The 24,971-nt window shown below is 35.7% G+C and carries 19 protein-coding genes; 4 read left to right on the top strand and 15 right to left on the bottom strand.

The window, feature by feature from the left end; genetic code table 11:
* Positions 1-14: 14 nt before the first annotated feature.
* Positions 15-1,160: a heparan-alpha-glucosaminide N-acetyltransferase domain-containing protein gene (locus FZC88_RS21605; protein ID WP_148996399.1), complete on the bottom strand. Its 1,146-nt coding sequence runs from the start codon at positions 1,158-1,160 to the stop codon at positions 15-17.
* A gap of 120 nt (positions 1,161-1,280) precedes the next feature.
* Between FZC88_RS21605 and FZC88_RS21600 the strand changes: the two genes are divergently transcribed.
* A complete protein-coding gene (locus tag FZC88_RS21600; protein WP_148996398.1) occupies positions 1,281-2,015 on the top strand; it encodes a PIG-L deacetylase family protein in 735 nt (244 codons plus the stop codon).
* A 53-nt stretch (positions 2,016-2,068) separates the two neighbouring features.
* Here FZC88_RS21600 and wecB read toward each other — a convergent pair whose 3' ends face one another.
* Genes wecB through FZC88_RS21545 form a run of 11 tightly spaced genes read right to left on the bottom strand, consistent with a single transcriptional unit; the run spans position 2,069 to position 17,688 of the window.
* Positions 2,069-3,226 (bottom strand): non-hydrolyzing UDP-N-acetylglucosamine 2-epimerase, encoded by a 1,158-nt coding sequence (wecB, locus tag FZC88_RS21595; protein WP_148996397.1) that lies wholly within the window; start codon positions 3,224-3,226, stop codon positions 2,069-2,071.
* Positions 3,227-3,245: 19 nt separating this feature from the next.
* On the bottom strand, positions 3,246-4,133 hold the full coding sequence (galU, locus tag FZC88_RS21590) for a UTP--glucose-1-phosphate uridylyltransferase GalU (RefSeq protein ID WP_148996396.1): 888 nt from the start codon (positions 4,131-4,133) through the stop codon (positions 3,246-3,248).
* Between the two features lie 2 nt (positions 4,134-4,135).
* Positions 4,136-5,746, bottom strand: coding sequence for a teichoic acids export ABC transporter ATP-binding subunit TagH (tagH, locus tag FZC88_RS21585; RefSeq protein ID WP_148996395.1), 1,611 nt, complete (start codon positions 5,744-5,746; stop codon positions 4,136-4,138).
* 15 nt (positions 5,747-5,761) lie between these two features.
* Positions 5,762-6,565 carry an ABC transporter permease gene (locus tag FZC88_RS21580; protein ID WP_148996394.1) on the bottom strand — a complete coding sequence of 268 codons (804 nt, stop codon included), beginning with the start codon at positions 6,563-6,565 and terminating at the stop codon, positions 5,762-5,764.
* Positions 6,562-7,839 carry a nucleotide sugar dehydrogenase gene (locus FZC88_RS21575; protein WP_148996393.1) on the bottom strand — a complete coding sequence of 426 codons (1,278 nt, stop codon included), beginning with the start codon at positions 7,837-7,839 and terminating at the stop codon, positions 6,562-6,564. Before FZC88_RS21575 ends, FZC88_RS21580 begins: the two co-directional genes overlap by 4 nt.
* A 12-nt stretch (positions 7,840-7,851) precedes the next feature.
* Positions 7,852-10,515 (bottom strand): heparinase II/III domain-containing protein, encoded by a 2,664-nt coding sequence (locus tag FZC88_RS21570; protein WP_262372015.1) that lies wholly within the window; start codon positions 10,513-10,515, stop codon positions 7,852-7,854.
* Positions 10,516-10,544: 29 nt separating this feature from the next.
* Positions 10,545-12,677: a glycosyltransferase gene (locus tag FZC88_RS24265; RefSeq protein ID WP_148996392.1), complete on the bottom strand. Its 2,133-nt coding sequence runs from the start codon at positions 12,675-12,677 to the stop codon at positions 10,545-10,547.
* A 10-nt stretch (positions 12,678-12,687) separates the two neighbouring features.
* Positions 12,688-14,841 (bottom strand): CgeB family protein, encoded by a 2,154-nt coding sequence (locus FZC88_RS21560; protein WP_148996391.1) that lies wholly within the window; start codon positions 14,839-14,841, stop codon positions 12,688-12,690.
* Positions 14,842-14,843: 2 nt separating this feature from the next.
* Complete coding sequence (locus FZC88_RS21555) at positions 14,844-15,149, bottom strand: hypothetical protein (protein ID WP_148996390.1); 306 nt, start codon at positions 15,147-15,149, stop codon at positions 14,844-14,846.
* Positions 15,146-16,450 carry a glycosyltransferase gene (locus FZC88_RS21550; protein ID WP_148996389.1) on the bottom strand — a complete coding sequence of 435 codons (1,305 nt, stop codon included), beginning with the start codon at positions 16,448-16,450 and terminating at the stop codon, positions 15,146-15,148. The genes FZC88_RS21555 and FZC88_RS21550 overlap by 4 nt, the downstream gene beginning before the upstream one ends.
* Positions 16,447-17,688: a glycosyltransferase family 4 protein gene (locus FZC88_RS21545; RefSeq protein WP_148996388.1), complete on the bottom strand. Its 1,242-nt coding sequence runs from the start codon at positions 17,686-17,688 to the stop codon at positions 16,447-16,449. The genes FZC88_RS21550 and FZC88_RS21545 overlap by 4 nt, the downstream gene beginning before the upstream one ends.
* Before the next feature lie 553 nt (positions 17,689-18,241).
* On the opposite strand from FZC88_RS21545, the gene FZC88_RS21540 reads away from it, so the two are divergent.
* Complete coding sequence (locus FZC88_RS21540; protein WP_148996387.1) at positions 18,242-19,471, top strand: C40 family peptidase; 1,230 nt, start codon at positions 18,242-18,244, stop codon at positions 19,469-19,471.
* Positions 19,472-19,513: 42 nt separating this feature from the next.
* Here FZC88_RS21540 and FZC88_RS21535 read toward each other — a convergent pair whose 3' ends face one another.
* Complete coding sequence (locus FZC88_RS21535) at positions 19,514-21,259, bottom strand: cell wall-binding repeat-containing protein (RefSeq protein WP_148996386.1); 1,746 nt, start codon at positions 21,257-21,259, stop codon at positions 19,514-19,516.
* 198 nt (positions 21,260-21,457) lie between these two features.
* Between FZC88_RS21535 and tagU the strand changes: the two genes are divergently transcribed.
* Positions 21,458-22,387: a polyisoprenyl-teichoic acid--peptidoglycan teichoic acid transferase TagU gene (gene tagU / locus FZC88_RS21530; RefSeq protein WP_148996385.1), complete on the top strand. Its 930-nt coding sequence runs from the start codon at positions 21,458-21,460 to the stop codon at positions 22,385-22,387.
* A gap of 52 nt (positions 22,388-22,439) precedes the next feature.
* Here tagU and FZC88_RS21525 read toward each other — a convergent pair whose 3' ends face one another.
* Positions 22,440-23,126, bottom strand: coding sequence for a hypothetical protein (locus tag FZC88_RS21525; protein ID WP_148996384.1), 687 nt, complete (start codon positions 23,124-23,126; stop codon positions 22,440-22,442).
* A 42-nt stretch (positions 23,127-23,168) separates the two neighbouring features.
* Positions 23,169-24,047 carry a helix-turn-helix domain-containing protein gene (locus FZC88_RS21520; protein ID WP_148996383.1) on the bottom strand — a complete coding sequence of 293 codons (879 nt, stop codon included), beginning with the start codon at positions 24,045-24,047 and terminating at the stop codon, positions 23,169-23,171.
* 205 nt (positions 24,048-24,252) lie between these two features.
* Between FZC88_RS21520 and FZC88_RS21515 the strand changes: the two genes are divergently transcribed.
* On the top strand, positions 24,253-24,501 hold the full coding sequence (locus FZC88_RS21515) for a hypothetical protein (protein ID WP_148996382.1): 249 nt from the start codon (positions 24,253-24,255) through the stop codon (positions 24,499-24,501).
* Positions 24,502-24,971: the final 470 nt, after the last annotated feature.

Raw genomic sequence — 24,971 nt, 5'->3', positions numbered from 1 at the left:
GGACCTTCTTTCTTTTATACTTTCAAATACCACTTTTTCCTATGACAGACAAATGCAACGATTGTCCAGAAAATCAGGTTCAATAAGCCATAAGCCAGCTGGGGATGAGGGGCAAACGTTGCTACCCATTCATTGATAACCCTGGAAAGCGATTTTTCTATACCGTCATCCGTGACTGAAAGATGGATCAGCACAGAACCGAGCATGAATTTACCAAAATAAATCAAGAAGCTATTCCGTCCATAGGCTTCCAGGAACCAAACAACCGGCTTAAGCGCCGTCTCTTTGGCGTCTACTTTTCGTTTATCGAATATTAGATAAAGAATCGATAGCATACTAGCTGCGAATCCAGCTGCCAATAGAGCAAACGCAGACGTCCATAAACGTTTGTTATAGGGCAGGAAATGATCCCAAGCGAGAGAAACGGCAATCAATAGAACACCTATCCCTAATAACTCCCGCCATGCCCCTGTCTCTTTACGGGTCAATATTAATCGTCCAAACGCATATCCGAAGAGGACATTCGATAAGGCCGACAAACTGGTGACCAAACCTTCAGGGTCATATCCCCGCTCGCCATGATGATACAAATGACTCTCCCCAAACACAGCACTATCCACCACATGTGAAGCATTGCATTCCGGCTGAGGCAACCCTCCTTCACACGATTGACCTGTGTATAGGATCAGCCCCCCATACACCGACGACACCAACAAGGCAATCATCATTAACTTCAAAGGAGATTGTACAAACTTGGTGATCGCCACCGTAACAATTCCCAGAAGTGCGAACATCTGTAATACACCGGTCAGTCGGATAGTCGGGAAATCCAACGTCCATTCCACAATAATCGTAAAAATGATACCGTACACGATCAATCGAACGGTCCGCTTTAAAATCTTCTCCCATTTCACCCCGCGCTGATACGCAATCGCCATACTCACACCAAAAATGGTGATGAACGTCGGTAAAATGATATCAATCAAAGTGACCCCATACCAATCCGCATGACGGAAATAAGGATAGTCCACCTTCCCATAAGGAATCGTACTTAAAAATACGGATAATGCTACAATAATCCCTCTCAGCATATCAAGGGAATAGACTCTTTTTTTCTTTTTTACTTGTACCTGTTTCTCTGTTGGTTGAACTTGTTCCATACTCCGTTCCTTTCACTTCACGTTCTATACTTTCCTACTATGAAAGTATACACCAGGCCCCAAAACTTTGATAGAATCAATTAGTAAAGATTTAACTATTTTTCTCACCTGGAGGTCCACATGCGAGTTGTCTATCTCTCTATCATTTTATTACTATCCGCGTTCCTCAGCGCCTGTACCCTTTTTGAAAAAGAACCAGAAACATCGGTTTATTATGCTCCACACGCAGACGACGAAACGCTCAGTTTAGGGCCTTCTATCCTTCGTCAAATCGACAAGGGAAATGAAGTAGCCGTGGTGCTGCTATCACACGGTGAAGCCAGCCAATCCATTAATAAAGTCAACGAAAACTTACGAGAAAAAAATTTGCCACCTATTTCTAAAGAAGAGTTCGGTGACTCACGGGTGATGGAATTTAAGAAATCCGTTGAAGAATTGGGAGTCGAGCCAGAGAACGTTTTCGTATATGACCTACCCGATGGCGAAATCAAGGAAGATGATGTCATCGAGGTCATGAAAGAAATGAATGAACGATATCCTGAAGCCAGACATCATGCGTTAACCTACAACGATCCTCACAAAGACCATGCCACTTCGGGGAAAGCCTTGAAAAAGCTGGTTGAAGACGGGACCATACAATCTGCCCTCTATTACCTCCCAGTTCAAGAGTTTGAGCATTTGGAGTACGAGGACACATATCCCGTGCCTGACGATCTCTCTGATGAATATACTAAGAGTTTGGATGCTTATCGGATTTGGGAGCCTGGTGAAGGGTTTTATCGTATTGGGTATACTTCGGTGGAGTCTTATTTTGTGGAGGCTGGGAAGTATGGGGAGAGTCGTTGGCATAGGTAGAAGAAAACATCCCCGATATGTTTAACGGGGATGTTTTCTATTGGTTTTTTCACTTAACCTTCTAAAGGATTGTATGTATCAGGTCGATCATTATTCTTCTTATCAAAGTAATAATGGATGGCTTCTGCAATTCTTCTGGATGCTTGACCATCACCATATGGATTTACCGCTTTTGCCATACTATCATAATGAGCAACATCCGTAAGCAACTCTTTAGCAAGGTTATAAATATTCTCTTCTTCCACTCCAGCCAGTTTCAGAGTACCCGCTTCAATTCCTTCTGGTCTTTCAGTAGTATCACGCAATACTAGGACAGGAACCCCCAATGATGGAGCCTCTTCTTGAACCCCGCCAGAGTCAGTTAAGATCAGGTGAGCTCTTGATGCGAAGTTATGAAAATCAATAACGCCCAGTGGCTCAATGAGTTGAATGCGTGGATCGTTTCCTAAAATCTCATCCGCAGCTTCGCGAACAGCCGGGTTAAGGTGCACAGGATAGACAACTTGAACATCATCATGTTCCTCAACAATACGCTTGATCGCTCTAAACATATTTCTCATTGGCTCTCCAAGATTCTCACGTCTATGAGCTGTCAGTAGGATTAAACGGTCATCACCAATCTTATCTAGAATCTCATGAGAGTATTCTTCTTGAACTGTCGTTTTCAAAGCATCAATCGCAGTATTACCGGTAATAAAGATGGCTTCTTCCTTTTTACCTTCATTTAATAGATTCTGTGCAGACTTATCTGTTGGTGAGAAGTGAAGATCTGCAATAACACCTGTTAATTGACGATTCATCTCTTCAGGGAAAGGAGAATATTTATCCCACGTACGTAATCCCGCTTCAACATGCCCAACTGCTATTTGGTTATAAAAGGCTGCCATACTCGCAACAAATGTTGTGGTAGTATCACCATGAACCAATACAATATCAGGCTTTACTTCTTTCATTACCTTGTCTAAACCTTCCAATGCACGAGTTGTAACACCGGTAAGCGTTTGGCGGTCTTTCATAATATTTAAATCGTGGTCAGGCTTAACATCAAATATTTCTAAAACTTGATCAAGCATTTGGCGGTGTTGAGCCGTAACTGTGACGATTGATTCGAATTTTTCTGGGTGTTTCTCCAGTTCAAGAACAAGTGGAGCCATTTTGATTGCTTCTGGTCTTGTTCCGAAGATTGTCATTACTTTGATGGGGGTAGACATGAATCAAACTCCTTAAAATTTATAATTTTACCATTCTCTCTTTCAACTCTTGTTGTAAAAACTCAAGTACCTCATCTTTTAGTTCAGGATTATTTAGTGAGAATTCAATTGTTGTTTTAATAAATCCTAATTTTTCACCAACATCATAGCGCTTGCCGAGGAAATCATAAGCAAATACATTTTCTTTTTCATTAAGTTGTTGGATTGCATCCGTTAATTGAATTTCTCCTCCAGCACCTGTTTCTTGTTTTTCTAAGAAATCGAAAATTTTGGGAGTAAGAATATATCTACCCATTATAGCCAGATTAGATGGAGCTGTTCCAATGGCTGGTTTTTCAATGAAGTTGCTAACCTTATATAGACGACCCTCATTCTCAGATGGATTTATTATTCCATAGCGATGGGTCTCTTTATCTGGTACTGTTTGTACCCCTATAACAGAAGAATTATTTTGCTCATATTGTTCAATTAATTGTTTAACGCAAGGTTTTTCGCTTACTACAATGTCATCTCCCAATAAAACTGCAAAAGGTTCGTCCCCAATAAATTTCCGTGCACACCAGACAGCATGACCAAGACCTTTTGGTTCTTTCTGACGAATATAATGAATGTTAGCAAGGTTACTTGAATATTGTACTTTTTCTAAGAGATCTGATTTTCCTTTTTCAAGAAGATTCATTTCTAATTCCGGTGCACTATCGAAATGGTCCTCAATCGCACGTTTCCCTTTTCCAGTTACAATTATTATATCTTCTATACCTGATTCAATTGCTTCTTCAATGATGTACTGAATTGTCGGTTTATCCACGATCGGTAACATTTCTTTTGGCATTGCCTTTGTAGCGGGTAAAAATCGTGTACCCAATCCTGCAGCAGGTATTATTGCTTTAGTTATTTTTTTAGTCAAAATTAAGAGCCCTCCTGGTTTAATATAACTTTAATAGTATTGTTTTCTTTAGACACTACTAAATCATATTTTTCTCCTATGAAATAATAGTTTTCTTTACTAGAAGATATTATTTCTGCTTGATTCAATAAATCTGGAGAGTCAAGTTGACTTAAATCAATTCCATCAAATATAATCTCATCTGCAATTTTATTATTATTAAAATGATAAGTTACACCATCATATCCATACTTTAAATAATCTGATGATTCTGATGTTAAACCGTTTAAACTATCTTTAATTTCACTATAATCACTTCCAAAGAAAGCTAGGAAATATTGATAGGTTTGGTCCAATGAACTATCAAACGTAGGTCTAAAATCGTTCAGTTGAACATTTGAGGTGTCTTTAAGATTATCACCAATGTTCTCAGCATTTGTATAGTACGATTGATTGTTAATTAAGATTTGGTGAATATCCCCATTAGACTTTTGAATCCAAACCTTTGTGCCAAAGTCCAAGTTAAGCTTCTCATTTTCTTGGTTAACTTTGTCGAATAACTTTGCTGATTTAGACTGGACAATACCTTGTTTATCAACATTCTTTAACTCGGTGGTTTTTATCTGATTATCTGGCTTATTAGTAGATAAATCCCCTCTATTTTCTTTAATTGTTACATCACTTACATAACTCATGATACTTTTTACAGGATCATTAAAAAACATAAAAGATGAAGACACCAAAAATAAAGCGATTATTATGGTTGTCTGCAAATAAAATAACAACCCCGAGGATTTCTTTCCATTTCGAGATCTGCGATAGTCACTATTGTTTGAAATTGTTTTTCCTAAGGATTGTTCGTTTAATTGGCTTTTCTTATACTCTTTTTTTTCATTCGTACTTAATTTATTAAACCAATTGATAAACTCTTTGTAATCTTTTATAACTTGGGATGAATCTCCAAATTCTTTTACTTTTCCATAATGCATCCACATTACACGATCTGATATCGATGCCATTTGGGAAAGGGAATGACTAATGAAAAAGATTGTTTTACCTTCTTTTTTAAATTCGTCAACCTTTTCTATGCATTTTTGGTAAAAGGTTTGATCACCTACTGATAATGCTTCATCTACTACGAGAATATCTGGATTTGTATGAACAGAAATGGCGAACCCTAATCTCGATTTCATACCACTAGAATAATTTTTTACTGGTTGATTAATGAAGTCTCCAATTTCAGCGAACTCGATAATACTTGGAGTAAGTTCTTTTATTACCTTCTTACTTAATCCATGCATTAAACATTTCAATTCAATATTTTCCATTCCAGTTAAATGATTGTTTAATCCAGCAGAGATTGCAATTAAAGAAGGTGTTCCATCCATTTCGATGGTACCACTTGTAGGGGACACAACCTGAGCGAGTAAGTTTGATAGTGTTGATTTACCTGAGCCATTTATCCCCACTATTCCAATCGTTTCACCTTCAAAGACTTCAAAAGAAATATCTTGTAAAGCATAAAAGTTTTTTGTTTTTTTGTTTGGTAGAATTAATTCTAAAATTTTGTCAGTTTTTTTAGCATAAAGAGAATATTTTTTTGTAACATTTTTAAAAACTACTTTGGGCTTCATATATAAGCCTCCAGTTTATATATAATCAATGAATTTATCTTTGAATTTGGACTGTATTACTGCACCAATAAATAAAGTTAGTAATGTAGCAATCCAGAAATAAATAGTATATTCTATATCACTAAAAAACCATCCTTGACCTAAGAAAGTCTTCCTGAACCCTTCAATTAAATAATATAAAGGGTTTAATTTAAGGATGGTTTCCAGAAGTTTAGGAAGTTGTCCCGTTTCCCATAAAATAGGAGTTAAGTAAAGCATCATCCTCATTACTGATTGCAATATTACTTGAAAGTCCCTCACTATCGTTGAAATGGTAGAGCAAAGTGTAGTAAAAGCAAAAAGAAATAGCAAGAGTGCAAATAAATAATATGGCAGCTGAAGTAGATAAATACCCGGGTTCATTTGATATAGGAATAATACAATTCCAAGGACAAGCAACATAACAATTAATTGAATGATATTACTAAAAATCACAATACTGGGTAACACACTTACTGGAAAATTCATTTTTGAAACTAAATTAACTTTAGAATATACACTATTGGAACCTTGAATGATAGAAGGGCTGATAAAAAACCAAGGTATCAGCCCTGTAATTAACCAAGCGAAAAATGGAACATCTCCAACCGGGTTTCCATTTCTAATCCCAACACCAAAAACAAACCAATAGATTAAAATTTGGAGGGCTGGATTAAGAAATTGCCATAGAATTCCCAAATAGTGCATTTGATATTTACCTTTTAACTCATACGATGATAAACGTAAGATCAAATGAAAATTTTGGATCTGTTCTTTCAGCACTTGGTATATATGGGTCATACAAGTGCTGCAACTTTCTTAGTATTCTCGTATAAATTACCAAAGTTAATATAGTTGAAGTCATCAGAACGGTTACTAACAACATTTTTTGTATCTAGTATTTGCTTACTATTCATTCCTTCAAGTCTTTTCCAATCTAACTCTTTAAACTCATTGTGATCTGATAGAATCAATATTAAATCTGAACCACTAACTGCTTCTTCTAAATTGTTATAAACAAAATCCTTCTCAACATGTGGGTCATAAGAACGGACTTCATAGTCACCTTGGAACTCAAGCATTTCCTTAATCTCCATTGCAGGACTTTCTCGAATATCGTCTACATTTCCTTTATAGGTTAAACCAAATATAGTAACTACTTTTCCATCAACTTGTCTCATTAACTTATTTGCATTCTCAACTACATATGAAGGCATAGATGTGTTGATATTACGCGCCAGGTTAATTAGTTGAGCTTGTTCCGGGGCTTTTGCAACAATAAAGTAAGGATCAACTGCTAAACAGTGACCACCAACTCCAGGGCCTGGTGTGTGTAAGTTAACACGCGGATGCTTATTCGCCATCTCTATTACGTCTAATGAATTGATATCTAGTTCCGTACAAACTTTTGTTAATTCATTTGCTAAAGCGATATTTACATCACGGAAAGTATTTTCCATTAACTTAGACATTTCAGCTGTTTTGGCATTTGTCTTAATAATCTCTCCCTTAACAAAAGTGCTGTAAACTTTTACGCCAGCTTCTGTACATGCAGGTGTTACCCCTCCAACAATTCTATTGTTATAAATTAGCTCATGCATAATTTGCCCAGGTAATACACGTTCTGGACAATGAACAAGGAAAATATCCTCACCAACTATTAATCCAGCTTCCTCAACAAGTGGCTTTACGTAATCATCCATGCTTCTTGGAGCGATTGTAGATTCAACTATTAGTACATTTCCCTTTTCAAGAAATGGAATAGTATTCTTTACAGCACTAAGTACATAAGTAAGGTCACACGATTTATATTCGTCGTCATTATTTGGTGTTGGTACAGATACAATAAATGCGTCTGCTTTCTCTGGTGCCATAGATGCACGGAATTTACGTGTTTCTAATACTTCTTCGAGGGCGTCTTGAAGACCAGGTTCTTCAATGTGAATTTGTCCATTGTTCAATGAATCTATTACACTTTGGTTAATATCTACCCCTACTACCTCTACACCATATTTTGCAAACATAATAGAAGTAGGTAATCCGATATATCCTAGACCTACTGTACAAATTTTCATTAAAAATTCCTCCTAAATATCGATTGTTATACTTTCCGTATATTTCGTAACCCTATTACCTGATTTGTCTCTAACAAAAACTCTGGACATATATTTTCCGTTTTCCGTAATTTTATATCCAATTTTAGGGGACGTCGAATACATAAATTTTTTAACTAGTTCATTATCTCTATAAATATAAAAAGCATACTCTAGATTCTCACCACTACTAGTACAAGAAATTTTTAATGTTGAAGCATTTTCTCTAATAATATCTGCACTCAATATTTCAGGTAATTCTATTTTATAGTTTAATACTTCTAATATTTTTTTGGTAAGATATTTAGGGAAATGAGTTTTCAAGCCATTATGGTCTAAACTTCTTTCAACTTCAACATCCACCCCGAATCCACTAGTTTTTAAAGCCTCAGCAAGTGGTAGCACATGGTTTTCATAATGGTGATCTTTATCCCCTACCATTATGCTTATTCTGGGACCTAATTCTGAAGGTTGCTGGAGAAGACTAAAGAGTAACTGGTCTAAAAATACCTGATCTGCTTTAGAAGAGCCCCCAGAAATATAGTTAGAAATATTATGATGCTTTGCTTGATTAATTAAAAAATGTCCTAATCTGCTCTGAGGTGCACCCGCTATAATATTTCCTACATAGTTTTTTATGCCAAAATACAGTGCTGCATAACCTCCCTTAGACGAGCCTACCGCAGTAAGATTTCTATGGACAATATTGTATTTTTTCATGATAAATTGTATTAATGAATTTACTGTTGTTTCTATGGAGAAATCTCTCTTGTTACCTAAATAGTAAGCACCTTGATCACCAAAATCATCTAAAATATATAATTTATTTGTAGGTATATTTTCAAGTGTTCGAATATAGTTGTATTTATACTGGTACTTTTCTGCAAGACTAGAAAAAATAATTATTAGATGATCTTTTAGATTATCATCAGTTGCTTCTTGAAAATGATATCTTACATTATGAACACTGCTAAAAACTTTTTCTAATTCGAAAGGAGGTTTTTTTGTATTCACCTTAAAATTTGCCAACCTAAATTCCGTTTTAAACATTGTGTTGCTATCTGTAAATTCTACTTCAATTACCGATGAGGGTACTTTTTCCTCCATTTTAGGGAACTTCCAACCCTGAACAGAAGGAGAAGATTGACCCTTGACTTTTTTTAATTTAAAGGGTGATTGGCAGTGAAATTCAACTTCCATTATCTTTTTATCTCTTCTAAATAATTCAATAACTGTATCCCTAAGATGTACATCTATCTCTTCTGCAACATGCCACAATAGTTTATAGTTGTGTTTACTACCTGCAATTATGTTATCTGTTACAACAACTTGTTGATCAACTTTATTAAACTTAACATTCCTCTTGTGTATAACATCTGAAAACCTTTTATTTACTCCAGTAGCTTCTGATGTTTCTTCACTAATTTTATAATCTTCTATATACAACTTTTCATATTGTCCATCTGTTCTAAGTAAACCTTCTCCGTCTACAATTAGAGTGTTATGGGCAAAAGATGAATAAGCATATTGTGTGAAAGAATCTTTATAATTATATCCATTCGGGCCGGCTTCCGTAATTATGTCTTCTCCATCTGAATATATATATACACTTAAATCATCGCTATGTTTATGATAATCAACATGATATGCTGCATTAAAGAGGACATACGTTGAATTCTCTTTTTTTGACCAATCATCTCTAAATATTGCATATCCCGACTCTTTAAATACTCTGTCAGTATTCACTGGCGGTTCTCCTTCTTCACCTTTTGAAGAAGCAAATTTAAAGTGCTCACTACTATATAGATTCTTAAACCCTGACTTAGAGAACTTTTTTTCTTCTGTATCTCCAATGGGAGGGAGAACTCCATCAGGTCGAATTATAAATGTTGCGAACTCTTCGGTTTTAACAAATATTTCTTTCAACTTATTACTTACATTAGTATCAAAAGTAGCAAGAAAATTAATTAATTTCATTAAATTATTTGAAACTACTAAATGATAAGCAGGTGAATGTTCTTTATGGACACCCTCTGTAGTATATACATGATTGAAATAATTTAGTAGACGATCAAGTGCTAATTGAATATATTGCTTTTGATTAAAGTAGCAAGAATACAACAATAAAGCTATATCTTGAAACATCCCGTGATTTGTATTAGTGGAATGAAAGTGTTCTTGTGACAATAATTGATTAGTAGAGAACATCTCTTCTTCTAACATGATTTTATCCTCAGGGTTTAGGGCTTCTTGAGAAATAATATAGAATCTAAGTAGGTACTGTAACCTAAGAGCTGTTGTCTCATCATGATACGCCATTGTATTTTTATCTTTGGAATATTCATGTATGCTTTTCCAATCCTTTATTATATCTAAGCCTTTTTTTACATATTTAGTTTCTTTTGTGTCTGAGAATGCATCAGTCAAACATCCTAAAGGTGTTAAAGCATGTAAAAGTCTTAAGTAACTTCTTGATCTGTCTTCTTTCCACTGAATACCTTCAAAGTAATGAATGGTTCCAAAGGGAGGAATAATGTATTTATTATCATTTAAAATTAAATTTGCTGATTTTAAATAATCTTTATTCCTACTTTTAGGAAGCATATTCATTAACGCATTATACATTTCTCTCGGAATATGATTTGTAGTAATTTCCAATGTACTACTCTCCCTAATAATATATATTCTTAAAGTGTTTCTACTATTAGATTATGAATTTTCTCGTTAATAACTTTTATATCAAAATTTTTCTTAGGGTACTCCTTGATACTCTTATCTCCAATGAACTTCTTATTTTCGAGAATAAATTTTACGGCCTGCTCTTCACCTTTAAATAAGAACTCTTCTGAATAAATAGTTTCTGCACCTGGCCAGTGTAGAACAACGGGTAAACTACCTGAAGACATCCCTTCCATTGGAGCAAGATGGAAACTTTCAAAGTCACTGGTTGACAATACATAACCTATTTTTCTAAACCAATCTTGCATATCGCTTCCATGCTGATCAAAGATAACATTTTTTGCCCAAGGCGAATTCTCAATCTTCTCAAATACCTCATCATAGAATTCCATTTCATCTGTTCTATTTTTAAGCCAAGGTAAGTCTTTCGGTAACCTACTTTTAATAAAAAGTTTGTACCTCTTATCCTTTTCCCATAGCTTTTCAAAAATAGTTATAGCTTTATCTAATCTTTTACGAGATGGCAGAACCCCACATATACCAAGATTATATTTGACTTCATTTAGATTTCCTTTCGGTAAATCTAATTTTTGCGTATCAATCATGTTATAAATCATTGTCATTTTTTCCCTTGGTATCTTACACACTCTACTGAATTCTTCATAAATATATGGAGAAATAGCAATAATACGATCTATTTTTTCCATATTAAAGTTATTGGGGTGTTCAGTTTCTCTTTCTTGTAAATGCATTCTGACAATCAGCTTCTGGCCTTCTTTTTTATTTTTGGAATACCAAACTGCATTTCCTAATCCCCATTCACAAAATACTATATCGGCCCAATCCCTTAATTGTTTAGATGTATCGACATCATGAGTATTATGACCTTTCCACTGGTCTATTTTCACATTAAAACTTTCTGATCTTTCGAAAAACTCTATTGTGTGTCTTAGAAACTTCAGATCATGTCCTGCAAATAAAATATTGGTTTTTCCTTTGTGAAAACTCCACAGTAAAGGTTTTATGGTTTGATAGATCTCAGAGAAGGTGTACCTTTTACAAGCTTGAAAGACTATTTTAGCAGCCGTTCTATATAAATTACGGTCATATAATACTTTTATAGCCTTCTCCATAAATTCTTCTTCAGTATTAACAAAAAGTGGATAGTTTGCTCCTAAAACCTCTTCATGAATTTTTGTTCTTCTTAGTAAAATTGGTTTACCAGCTCGTCCGTACTCCAAAAGCTTAGTAGATAATTCGACACTATTGTCGTTATCAATTTCTATACTTCTCCATGCAACACCCACATCAGATTCAGTTAGTAATTCCTGAACTATGTCTCTCGAAACACCACCAACCCAATTAACTCCACTTTGAGTTTTAAACCGTTCTATGATATTATCCTTATTTTGTATCAAGTTCCCTTGGAATTTATCTCCTGCAATATTCAGGGTAATGGTCGGGTCTAGTTCTTGGATTCCTTTAAAAGAATCTAAAATCTCTTCTGTATTCCATTCTTCAGCAAATTTCCCCGCATATATCAATGAATTATTTTGGTTTCTAAATTTAGGTATAGTTACATAATCAGGAATCATAGGTGAAATAAGCTTAAATTTATCTCCAGCTACTGATATCATTTCTGACAACGTATTTTTCATTTGTTCTGTTTGAACAAACATATATGGAAAATCATTGTAAAAGCTTTTTAATAACTCAATTTCACTATTTTCAATTTTACTCTTATCATGTGTAAAATCAGTGACATAGGGTATAGTTTTATTCTTTAAGTTACTATTATGCATTTGAGTTACTATATTAATTCCCCTAATGATAATGCAATCATAACCGTTGGAAGAATCTAATTCTTCAATAAGTTTTAGAGCCTCATTAACATTCATTCTATTCCTATTATCAAAGGGTCTATCCTTAAATCGTGTAAATGTATCAATAACATTTACACGATTTAAATTTTGAATGCTATCTGATATCCTTTTTTTTACATTTGGTGCTTTTAAAAGTACATCTATATTTATATTTTCATCCTTGTTTAATACATTCGCTAGAGAAGTTAACCAAACTGCAGAACCATCCATAATATTTAAATCTACGTCACCGTATAATAATACTCTTAATTTCCTCAAAATTTACCACCTATATTTCTATATTAGTTAGCGAGACATCTTTTTTCTTTGAAGTGAAATTCTGAATAAAATTGAATTTGTCAGAACTGAATAGTCTGTAACCTTTTCTAAAATAAGAATTTAAAGAATTGTTTTTCCTGAAATTTTCTAGAATGTTGGTAATGTTTTCACCTTTAAATATATCGATTTGTAGAATGGCAGCATCAATATTCAAATCATTAACATAAATATACTCATTTTTTTTGTTTACTTCATTTAATCTATTGTTTTTAATATTATAATAATGGGATTTACCAATTATTTCGGATTGGCTGTATTCAGAAGCGATCATTAAGTCTAATAAAAAGTTTTCGCCATAAAAATTGTTTGAATCAAAATATGAGATGTATTCTGTCTCCACTAGTTGATTGATTCTGTCGTAGTGGTCCATATAGCTCAATACATAAGAGTTAATATCTTTAGTATTGAACTCATTTAATATATCTGTATACCCTTCAAATAAATCCAGAAATAGAACTAGCTTCTTCTTATCCCATGTTTGATTCTGATAATAAGATAAGACTTTTTTTAATTCTTCCTTAGATTCTATGATTGAGACTACAGTTACCTCTTTTTCTTTATTTATCACAGATAATCCCAATTTCTCAAGCATGTAAATTAATCTATGTTTATACGTGTGGTTTAAATAAACTTCTCTAATACCTTCTAATGATTTACTTCTATATAAAGTATCGTTATTGAAAATAGCTTGCAGATTCTCTCTTAATTCGCTCTCATTTTCTGAAATCATAACTATGTCCTTGAAAATTCTCCTAACACCTTCTGAATAACTACTTAATATAGGTGTTCCGCTGGCAAGACCTTCAAAAACTCTTCTAGAAAACATTGTTGGTGAATACTTGACACTATTAACATTTAACATTACTTTATAACCTTTGTATGCTTTCCCAATTTCATCATATCTAAGGCTTCCAATAATATTATCCTCAAACCTCTCAGGGAAGCTGAAATCCGTTCTCTTACCTTTGCTCCTTGAAAAATTACGATCATATATATGCAATCCAAATTCAGCAGCGATATCTAGCATATCATCCATATCTTTTTTTCTATCTTCATGGCGATTTGCGTAATAAGAGCCTGCGAAACTAATTTTATTTATTCTTTCTTCGTCTAACTTAATTGGATTATGAAGCTTTGGTTCAGCGGAAAACGGCAGAGCATAAACTGTGTCTCTTTTTGATGCTTTTTTATATTCAGCAATCATATTAGAATCAGTTGTGAAAATATGATCAAACAACTTCGCAGTATGGATGAATTTCTCAAAATGTATCGGATCCTCTTTATTCCAAAAGGATGTAGGAATATCATTATCATTACACCATTTAATTAATGAGTGCAGAGCACTCTGGTCTTGATTATTATATTTTGCAATCATATATTCCCATGCGCCAAAGTTACCTTTCCATGCCGATTCTACAATTAATGCATCTGGTGGGTTTTTACCTAAAACTTCTTCCCAGTTATCCGGAGTAAAGGTGATCAACTCAACTTGTTCTTGAAAGCAAGTCATACTAAACTCATCAAAAATACATGCTATTTTAACGTCTTTTAGACCTTTAGGAGTTTTATTATTACTGATTACTTTTTTAGATTGCGATGTAAATGTATTTTTTTCAAATAAACGCTCCATTAAAATATCTTCAATAGAAAGAAAACCCTCACCAGAAATCCTAATTGCAAACCTTATCTTTCTTGTTTCCTTAGAAAACTTTAATCTGGTTAATTTATTTACTTCAACCATATGTGTTTTAATTTTATTTACATTATTATATTCAACAAGCATTAAATTAGCTGTTATTGTTCCAAATGCCTTAGCTTTAAGCTCTAGCTCTATTGTTTCTTCAGGTAATGCTCTGATAATTTCGTTAGGCAAAACAGAAAAACTATTATTTTTTTCCAAGAAAGAAATATAGGATTTAGATTTGGTTTGAGAGGAAATTAATAGTTTTCCTATTTGATTTATAACATCAATATTTTCACTAGACTTGTGCCAATTTAAATGGTCTAAAAAGTTTTCTTTTTTCACCATATACTTATTTAAATCATTCAAAATTTCTTTTTGAAAACTTAATACACCCGTCTTTAAGTCGACCATTTTAACCATTACTACACTCCCTTTTTGACACTTTTCCGCAACTTCCAGTATTTTCTGGTCAACTTACCTAACTTAGAATTTTGCAAAGCCGAAAGTTTTTTCTGAGTCATCAACAACTCTGTCTCAAGTTTGGAGATTTTGTTGTTTAGTATTAATAATTCATATTTATTTTGAGAAATAATCTCATCTTTTTGGTTATTTTGATCAAGGGCATCATTTAAAGCATCTAAATAGGCGAAGGTTCTTTGCTTAAAATCTATTAGTTCTTTATCTAATTCATAGTATTTCACTTCGTAATCCACTTTTGTATTTCTCAAGCAAATTCTCCTTCCAGTGATGTATAAATATTTAGAAAATTATTCTTCTCTACATCCCAATTGTAGTTTTCACGAGCTTTAACAGTATTTTCACTAAGACGCTGCTTTAGGTTAGAATCAACTAAAAGTACATTTACACCTCTAGCAATATCCTCATAATCATGTGAATCTACACAAACACCAACATTTTCACCTTCAACCACTCTCTTAATCTCCGGAAAACTACAAGCAACCACTGGCACTCCACTCATCAAGTATTCAAATAACTTATTAGACGAAGCAGAATAATGATTAAAACAAACATTATTCAATACTTGAAACCCAAGATATGCGTTTCTTGTATATTTAGGTAGTTCTCTCAAAGGAACCTTAGGAAGAAACTTCACTCGATCTTGAAGGTTCATCTCTTCAACCATTTTTAATAAAGTAGGCTTAATACGACCATCACCAATAAAGACAAGGGTACCTTCCTTGAATAAAGGAACTGCCTTCACCAAGTTTTCCAAACCTCGTCCAGTCTGGATTCCACCTTGATACAAGAGTATTTTTTCTTCTTTAGGCAACCCCAAAAGTACGTGAAGATTAACTTTCTCTTCATTTATTAAGCTTTCTTCCTGTTTAAAAGGATAGTTATAAACCACTCCTGGATAAAACCCATACAATTCCTCATTATATTTAGCTCTCGTATGGTTCTCCACAATCATTGTATCGATTTTATTAATAAGAAAGCCTTCCATCTTTGCATATGCGCCACTATCGTAACCAGTTCGACTCGTCTGTACTTCATGAGAATCGTACACTAACTTCTTTCTATTAACACGCCATTTTGCGCATATATATCCTTGAGGAAGGGTATTAAGGTCATTAGAGTGGTAAATATCGTATTTCTTTTGCCATCCTCTTGCTATCATTCTTAAAATGATGCTTCCTCTAACCCAAATAACGCTTAACTTGGTTCGCCAAAATAAAAACAAAATCGCGCTAACTGGCAAAACAACTAGTGGTGCTACAACAGTTACAGAGAGCCAGGCTAATAATAATAGTAATCCAATCATCTTGTGCTTCAAGCTGATTCTGTAAACCTTTTGTAAAAGTTCTAATAATAGCGGATATCTTCTCACTCGATATACATGAAAATTTGGATTGATTTCTTCAAACCGACTTATGCTATCATCCTTTGGATCATCAATACATATTAAATCTACTTTATAATCATTTTCAGACAGTGCTGTGCATTCTCTCATGACACGGGCGTCGTTCGTAAAGTGATTCCAAACAAACATACATACGCTCTTTTTCATATGTTTTCAACCTTATCTCTTTTATTGTATTTTTCTGAATTGATAGATTTATCTATTATTTTTGTCAATGTGTCTATGTTAGCATCCCAATTGAAATTTTTCTTCACGTATTTATTTCCATTCTGAGACATCACATTCCGTACCTTTTTGTTACGCTGGAGAAATTCTATTAAGTCAACAAGCTTCTGACCGTCTCTATCAGCCACTACAAATCCAACATGTTCCTCTTCAATAACCTGTTTAGAATAACCAGATACTGCAGCAACAATGGGAACTCCACACGTCATATAATCAATAACTTTCCCAGGGAGCACCGTTTCAAATACAGATTTTTCATTTAACGTAACGATTCCCACATGATGTTGTGCCATAATATCCAAGCATTCTTTCCTGGTTTTCGGTGATATGAATTGAACGTTTGATAAATTATTTCTTTTAATTTCTTCATACACTTCTTTTCTATTAATTCCATAACCAATGATGGTAAAGTCTATGTTTCTCTCCCATAACTTTTTGGCTAATTCGATTAATAAGTCTCCATCTTGTGCCAACCCGATGTTGCCTGCGTAAATGACTTTAAACCGGTCCGTATTGGTTGTAATCGATCTTATCTCACTTAACCTGGCTGCATTTGGCATAAATGATAGTTTGGAAGAATCAATTTTACGCTTATTCACAATATGATCTTTAAAGCCAAGGCTATTAATAATGATTTCATCGGAGAATTTATAGATCCAAGACTCTATCATATTAAAAAAGGCTAATATAAGCTGGTTGTTAAATACACCAACTCCTTTTAATGATTCCGGCCAAAGGTCACGTACGTCCAATATCAGTTTAGCTTTAAACCTCCACTTGGCAATGACACCAACCATCGCTACGAATATCGCTGGAGAGGTCACAAATACTACTTCATATTTGGTTCGATTGATTAGCACTTCAAAGATAAATTTAAAGTACATTTCCAAGTAAAATAACAAGCGATTGAAGATGCTTCTCGAATATTTCCGATTCCCGATTTTGATCCTTTTAATAGAAGATTCATATTCATTGATCGATGGGTCATCCCAGAAATCATCATTTTCATAAATTTTCTTGGTAGGGTAGGTAGGTTCTGTCGTCAGTATTTCCACATCATATCCGCGTTTTTTTAACAATAGGAAAATATTCTTCATCCTATTGCCGGCACTGCCTATTTCCGGATAAAAATTCTGTGAAATGATTAAAATCTTCTTCATCCAACCCCACCAATACTTTTCATGATTAATTGTTTCTATGTTATTTGTGAAAATTTTCTTATATTTTTTCTATCACTAGCTTGAACAGAGTTAGAGCTAATTGTTCCATCATTCGATCCAAGTCAATACGGGGATAGCCCCATTTTTGGCATCGTCTAAAATTGCTTATTACATTCTTCCTTGAAAAATTGCATTTTTGTGAGTTTCGTCTCAATATAAAACAACTGATTGCTGAACTTTTAAGCAACCAGTCTCATCTAATTATCCGAGTCGAAAATAAAAAAATTCCTGTCATATTATATCATATTTTAGTTCTATTTCCAGTCGATTCCTGTAATATTATTAACATAAATGAAACTATTTGTTACATATGATAAATTATTACCTCATTTTTTATAAGGTTAATTCCTTAATTACATATTATTACCATTACATATTACAAAATAAGGCGTTTAGTACTAGTTTTTTGAAAACTTTTTCCTCAATTTCTCTCTTTAATGTGATAAAATGACAATATTATCTACCAAACTATGACAATAAAGGAGAAATATCTGTGAAAAAGACGCTTACCACTGTAGCAGCTACGGCTGTTCTCTCATCTTCCTTTGTTAGTTATGCGGCTGCTAGTACCCATAAGGTAGAATCAGGTGATTCGTTATGGACAATCGCTCGTGAGTATGACACGACGGTATCGAACCTAAAGAGCTGGAATAAGCTGAACTCAGAGCTTATTTACCCTAACCAGCTTCTGAAGGTCGCTCAAAGCGATTCGACTAGCGCTGCTTCGCCCCCTAAGAAGAGTAACTCCAGTAACAAAACCTACACCGTAAAATCCGGGGACACTTTGGGACAGATTGCTCTTACCCATTCTGTATCGGTTTCGGAGTTATCAAGCTGGAATGGGATCAAAGGTCATTTGATATATCCTGGACAGGTACTAAAGGTTTCAAAGGGTTCTAGTTCTAATCCTTCTCCCGCACCGAAACCAACTCCCAGTCAACCACAGGAAAATCGAGGGTCTTACACCGTGAAGTCAGGTGATACTCTTGGGAAAATCGCGCTTACTTACTCTGTATCCGTAAATGAATTATCATCCTGGAATGGAATTAAGGGACACTTGATCTACCCTGGACAAGTCTTGAAGCTGGCGAATGGAAATGGCCAAGCTCCTGCTCCGACAGCTCCTTCACCTTCCAAACCTGATTCTGGATCAACCCAGCAGGCCTATACTGTACAATCGGGAGATACTTTATCCCATATCAGTATGAAGTTTGATGTTTCAGTGGCTCAGTTAAAAAGCTGGAACGGGCTTAAGAATGATTTCCTGCGAGTTGGCCAGGTCCTTCAAGTCAAATCAGGGAAGAAACCAGCAGATCCACCAAAACAGGATAAGCCTGGAACTCCTGCTTCCTTTAGCGTTGATAAATTATTAAGTGAGGCAACGTCTCATATGGGAACTCCTTACGTTTGGGGAGGTTCATCGGCCGGCGGTTTCGATTGCAGCGGCTTCATCTATTATGTATTCAAAAAGGCTGGTGCAGACAGTGTAAAGCGTCTTTCGAGTGAAGGGTACTATAGTCGCTCTTATTACGTGAATAACCCTCAGCCGGGGGATCTTGTATTCTTCGAAAATACATATAAAAAAGGCATTTCTCACTTAGGCATTTATGTAGGGAATAATAAATTCATTCATGCAGGGGATAATGGCGTTGAGATTACCAGTTTGGATAATTCCTACTGGAAATCTAAATTTGATGGATTTAAGAAATTTTATGAATTATAGAATAGTAGACCCCGAGGACATTATCGTCATCGGGGTCTTTTATTATGGTGTATAGAAATCCTGAGTATAGTACACCCCATACTCTCCGCCAAAGTGCACTCCCACACCCAAATTTTTGAATAGCGGGCTCAGGATGTTTTTACGATGACCGGAGGAGTTAACCCAGGCATCGTGTGCAGCGATGGCATTGAATTGACCTGCCGCGATGTTTTCTCCTGCTGATGAGTAGGGGATGCCGGCCTGGTCCATTCGTTGAAAGGACGAGAGGCCATCCGGGTTATCGTGACTGAAGAAATTTCTTTCGGCCATGTCTTTGCTATGGGCCCTTGCCACTTCCCGGGCCTCCGAATCTGCTTGAAGAGGAGCGATAAGATGTCGTGCCCGTAATGCGTTTGCTTGATCAAGAAGCTGCTTCTCCAAACTATCTCTTAATGCTGTTTCGTTCACATCGGGATTGGTTATCGTAAAATCGTCCCTCATGAGTAAGATACCGGAAAGTGTATTACCATCATTTTTATCAAAATAAGTACGTATGAGCATTTCATCATCATAATAATCGTTTCCCTGATTATGTTCCGCACCTATTTGTTTCAAAAGAGCTTCTACTTCCGATTTCGCCAGACCCAGCTTAAGCCCTGACTGGGAAATCCAGCTATCCGAATTTGAATAGAGAGCCACAACCAATCCCTGAAATACACCAAATTGGATATACGTCTTGGGATCTTCATTATAAACATACCAATCAAAGCTGAACCTGCTCTCATCTATTCGCTGGGGATTTCCGAGAGCAGAGCGCAGAAATGCTTCTGTCGCATTGATATGAACTCCTTGGAATTGGAATTCTTCAGTACTGCCTATCAATTCCTCCTCCACCCCAGAAGCAACGGCATTGCTCCCCCCTAAAATGGAAAATGCCGGGTAAGAGTTTACTAGACTTTTCATTGAAGAAGGAATTTGATCTTTTTTCACTAAAAGGATTGGTGCGTTATCTTTTGCTGCCATAACAGATCCCGACAATGCATCAGCAAAGTTTGCACCGGTTGCCACGTAGGCACGATCCGTTTTCATTGGAAGGCCTTCAATGATTTTCTTCGCGGTGTCATAGCGATTTGCACCGCCATACCGGGTATTGGGAGGGAGTTTTGCTGCAACACTCGAAGAAATGACTCCTGCTCCTCCTACTAAAATCGTTTTTTCTTTTTTATCTGTTATCGTTTTTGTAGCAGTCGGTAAATTTCCGGACTCGGTTAACACAATGGGAATTCCATGCTTTGCTGCATAAGGTGCCACTGCCAGGGCATCCGGAAAGTTCCTTCCATTTGCCACGATGGCTTTGTTGGACGGTAAATAGTTTGCTATTTTGGCAGCTGTCTGGAAACGATCGTCGCCTCCGATTCTTGTAATCTTCATGCCTAAATCCTTTAACTGCTGTTCAACGTATTGGTCAATTGCCCCGACCCCACCCAATATATACACATGCTTTGCTTGTAGTTGCTCGATTCTCTCCTTTGTTATTGAAGGTAATCGATGTTTAGACGTAAGTAATATAGGAGCGTTTAGTTTATAAGCAAGGGGGCCGCCTGCGAGGGCGTCGGGAAATGTCTCTCCACTTGCAAGTACAATATCATCCGACTGGTTCCATCCCCATATAGATATCACACCTGCAGTATCATACCTGCTATCTCCGCTTATTCGTTCTACATTTGAATTCGCTTTTACACGATCCATTTGTATCAAACTGAAAGCAAGGATGAATATTATAATGGGTAATCCAACTTTTTTTATCAAAATATCCACTCCTCTCTTTTTATGTATTAAGTATACCAAATTAATCCAACACTCTCGGGTCTAATCGACAATTAATTGGTATTTTCCTAATTATTAGTCATATAGAGACAAAAATTTACTAATGTATTTCTTTTTCAGCTGATTTCTAGTATATTTTTCTTATGTGTAAAATTTATTACTTTATAGGTGGGAAATAATTTGAGAGCGGATAAACATCGAAAAAAACGCAAGTGGCCAAAAGTGGTTGGAATATTCTTCCTCCTACTGCTATTAGCTGGTGGAGGCTACGCCTATTCCATATATCATTCATTAAATAAGACAGCTGAAACGATGAATGAAAATATTGATCGACCTAAATCCGAGAAACGGACGGAAGAAGTGAAATTCGATAAGAAACATCCATTCTCCGTTTTGCTGTTAGGTGTCGATGAACGAGACGGTGACAAAGGACGTTCCGACTCCATGATCGTTGTAACGGTAAATCCTCACGAGAAAACAACGAAAATGCTAAGCATACCGCGTGATACTCTCGTAAATATAGTCGGAAAAGGATATGAAGACAAGATTAACCACGCTTATGCCTTTGGCGGCGTTGAAATGGCGATGGATACAGTAGAAGAGTTTCTGGATATTCCAATTGATTACTATGCAAAGATCAATATGGAAGGCTTTAAGGATATCGTAAATGCTGTTGGCGGTGTAACGGTTTCAAATGATTTCGCCTTTTCATCCGGAGGCTATTCCTTTAATGAAGGACAAAATCAACTGACTGGTGAAGAAGCCCTTGCTTACGCAAGGATGAGGAAACAAGACCCCCGCGGCGACTTTGGGCGCCAAGCCCGTCAACGCCAAGTGATTCAAGCCGTTATCAAAGAGGGTGCCAGTGTCTCTTCTTTATGGAACTTCGGCGATATTTTCGGTGCGATAGGTAATAATGTTAAAACGAACTTATCACTGGACGAAATGGTCGATATCCAAAAGAATTATAAAAGCGCAACGAAAGATATTTCTCAAAGTCAGATTGCCGGCGAAGGGCAAATGATCAGTAATATTTATTATTACGTTGTCCCTGAAGAAGAAAAGCAAAAGGTTCAGAGTGATTTAAAGGATCATTTGGATTTGAATTAAACTTTATGTGTTAGTGTTTTTAAAATGACCAAAATGAAAGAAGCACAGCTCCCTAAGCAGCTGTGCTTCTTTCATTTATAATAACCGCTCTTCTCAATAGGACCCCACCTGCAATACTTGCCAGCCCGATAAGAGTAAGGAACAAAATAGCTCCCACTGAACCATCCTGATAGGGTACATTGGTATAATATCCTTGTGTTACCTCCGGGATCCCCCTTATCCATTGGGTTTCAAGCTTTGATTTGGTGCTTGCTGTGAAATTACTCTTCTTAACGATGCCATTTTCATTGATCGTGTAGGCCCTGTATTTAATGTTGCCGTCCCTTTTGTTAGCGGGAGTCGTTTGCAGGCTGACGATGAACTGCTCTTTGCCTGATTGAATGTCTGTTACTGATTTATATTGGATCACATTCGAAAAAGGCTGCATGCCCTCTTCCTCAGGGTCAACCTTAAGTCCTTTTATCTTCGCTTCCACTTCGTCATTTATTTCTAGAACGATGCTCGCGTTACTCTCACTTTCAACATAGGTATTTATTTTCACCCCGTGAAAGACCTGGACCGCATCAATCGATCCCTCTTCCTCTAATGACACATAGTCATATTGCTTCTCAAACGCACGTTGATAAAAGACCTCTCTTATGGATTGGATAAGGAAATAAGCTACGATAGACATGATGATGGTTCCTAATAATAGGAAAGATATACTTATTTTCAACCACAATTTTTGTCTTTTATTCATTGTCTATCACTCCCATCCCGTTCATGTAATGGAGGTCCGTCCCTATATCGTTAATTTTTCTATTTTTCGACGGATGTATTGGATGAATTTGTCATCTCCTTGAAGTTCGAAGACGATGAGTGCTTTTTGCATGTATTTCTCGGCTGCTGCCACTTTCCCTTGTAGTTCATAGTTGTAACCGATGTGATAGTGAAGTTCTCCAAGAAGATACATATTGTCCTTCAGGATGCACCAGTCAATGGCGTCTTTACAGTACTTTGTGGATTGATCTATTTCTTCAAGCCTGGTCAAAACCCTGGCAATATTATAGTAAAGTCTCGTTTTGATTGTATAATCTGTCAGGTGAGGCAGCGCTTCAATATGCGCCTTCACTTCTTGATAGATGTTCAATGCTCTTTCGAAAATTCCTTCTTCAAAATACATAACCCCAATGGTCAGGAGGATTTCAATTTCCCTTTCTGTCCAAATTTTATCTGTTGTGTGGGTGAGAGTAATGGATTTACGGAGTGTTTTTTCTGCTTTCTCAAGATCCTTATCGAGCTCAAATTGATAAATTCCTTTATGCCACTTCAGAAGCTGCAAATTTCTGTTATTATTAAAGAATAAAGGATTTTCTTCTTCAGCTGTGACCACTTCTTTCATTTCTTTATAATCCATATTTCTTCTCGCAATTTGCAACTGTCTTCCAACCTCTAGAACATAATCAAGTCGAGGAGTCATTCCTATATCAAAAAAGTAGTTAACGTCTACTCCAAGCTTCCTGGATATTAGAAACAACGTCGATGCGTACGGAAAGACATCTCCTTTTTCGATTTTACTTATCTGAGCCTGGGTACAAATCCCTTCTGCCAGCTCTTCCTGTGAAAGACCTATATTCTTACGTAGTTCTTTTATTTTTTGACCTACGATACTAAAGTCCATGTCAATCTCCCCTAAGAAAAAAATATTCCTATAATTATATTTTTCATTATAATCAGCCGTATGGCTTATCTTTCATCACTAAAATTGGTGAATAAGCCCCTAGAATCGGGATGTATGCATTTGTTAAATATGCTTTAATATAGTTAACAATCTTTTAATCAATCATACCCAAAAACTTTCACTTTGAAAAAGGGAGGAAATACCTATGAAAAAACGTTTTCTTACAGTTATTACTGCTTCTGTCTTACTTCTTGGAGCTTTCGCAGCAGTTAAAGCACCCTCTAATGATGTAGCTGAACTACCTTCTGTTTACTCGACTCCAAATGTAGTGGCAGAATTACCTTCTGTTTACTCTAAAGTTGTAGCAGAGCTTCCATCTGTGTACAAAGCCCCTACTGAGAATGCAGCTGAATTGCCTTCTGTTTATTCTAAAGAACTTCCATCTGTTTACTAATACTCCAACTTAGAGAGATGACAAGCCTTCAAACGCAGGAGGCTTTTTTTTCATTATAATATGAATTTACACTCTCACTATATTCTTTTAAGCATATGTCTAGAAAGTTTTCCCTATCATAAAACAAAAACGAGGAATATTTCACTGGGTAGCCTATGTTTTGTAGATAAGGACAAACCGATCGATATATAACCTCAATGACTCTTACATATTAGCCATTTTCAAAATGAGTGTTTTTGATGCTATGTAACCGGTCTATACATTCATGCCACAGCCAATCATGACCATTAGCGACCTCAAGTTCTTCTCACGATTTCCTCTCTTTACTAAAGTCAGTATTTTATAGAGCGCATATCAAAAGGACAACTTTACTAGTATAAATGTTATACTACCTACTGACTATACAGTTTAATAATAAGATTCCTGACATCAGATCTTCTATCTTCCTGATTAAAAATCGCTTCCTTACT

Origin of the sequence: Rossellomorea aquimaris, from assembly GCF_008180865.1 — a bacterium.
GTDB classification, from domain to species: Bacteria; Bacillota; Bacilli; order Bacillales; family Bacillaceae_B; genus Rossellomorea; species Rossellomorea yichunensis.
The sequence above is the reverse complement of the archived record's forward strand: the minus strand, read 5'-3'. Positions and strand labels throughout refer to the sequence as shown.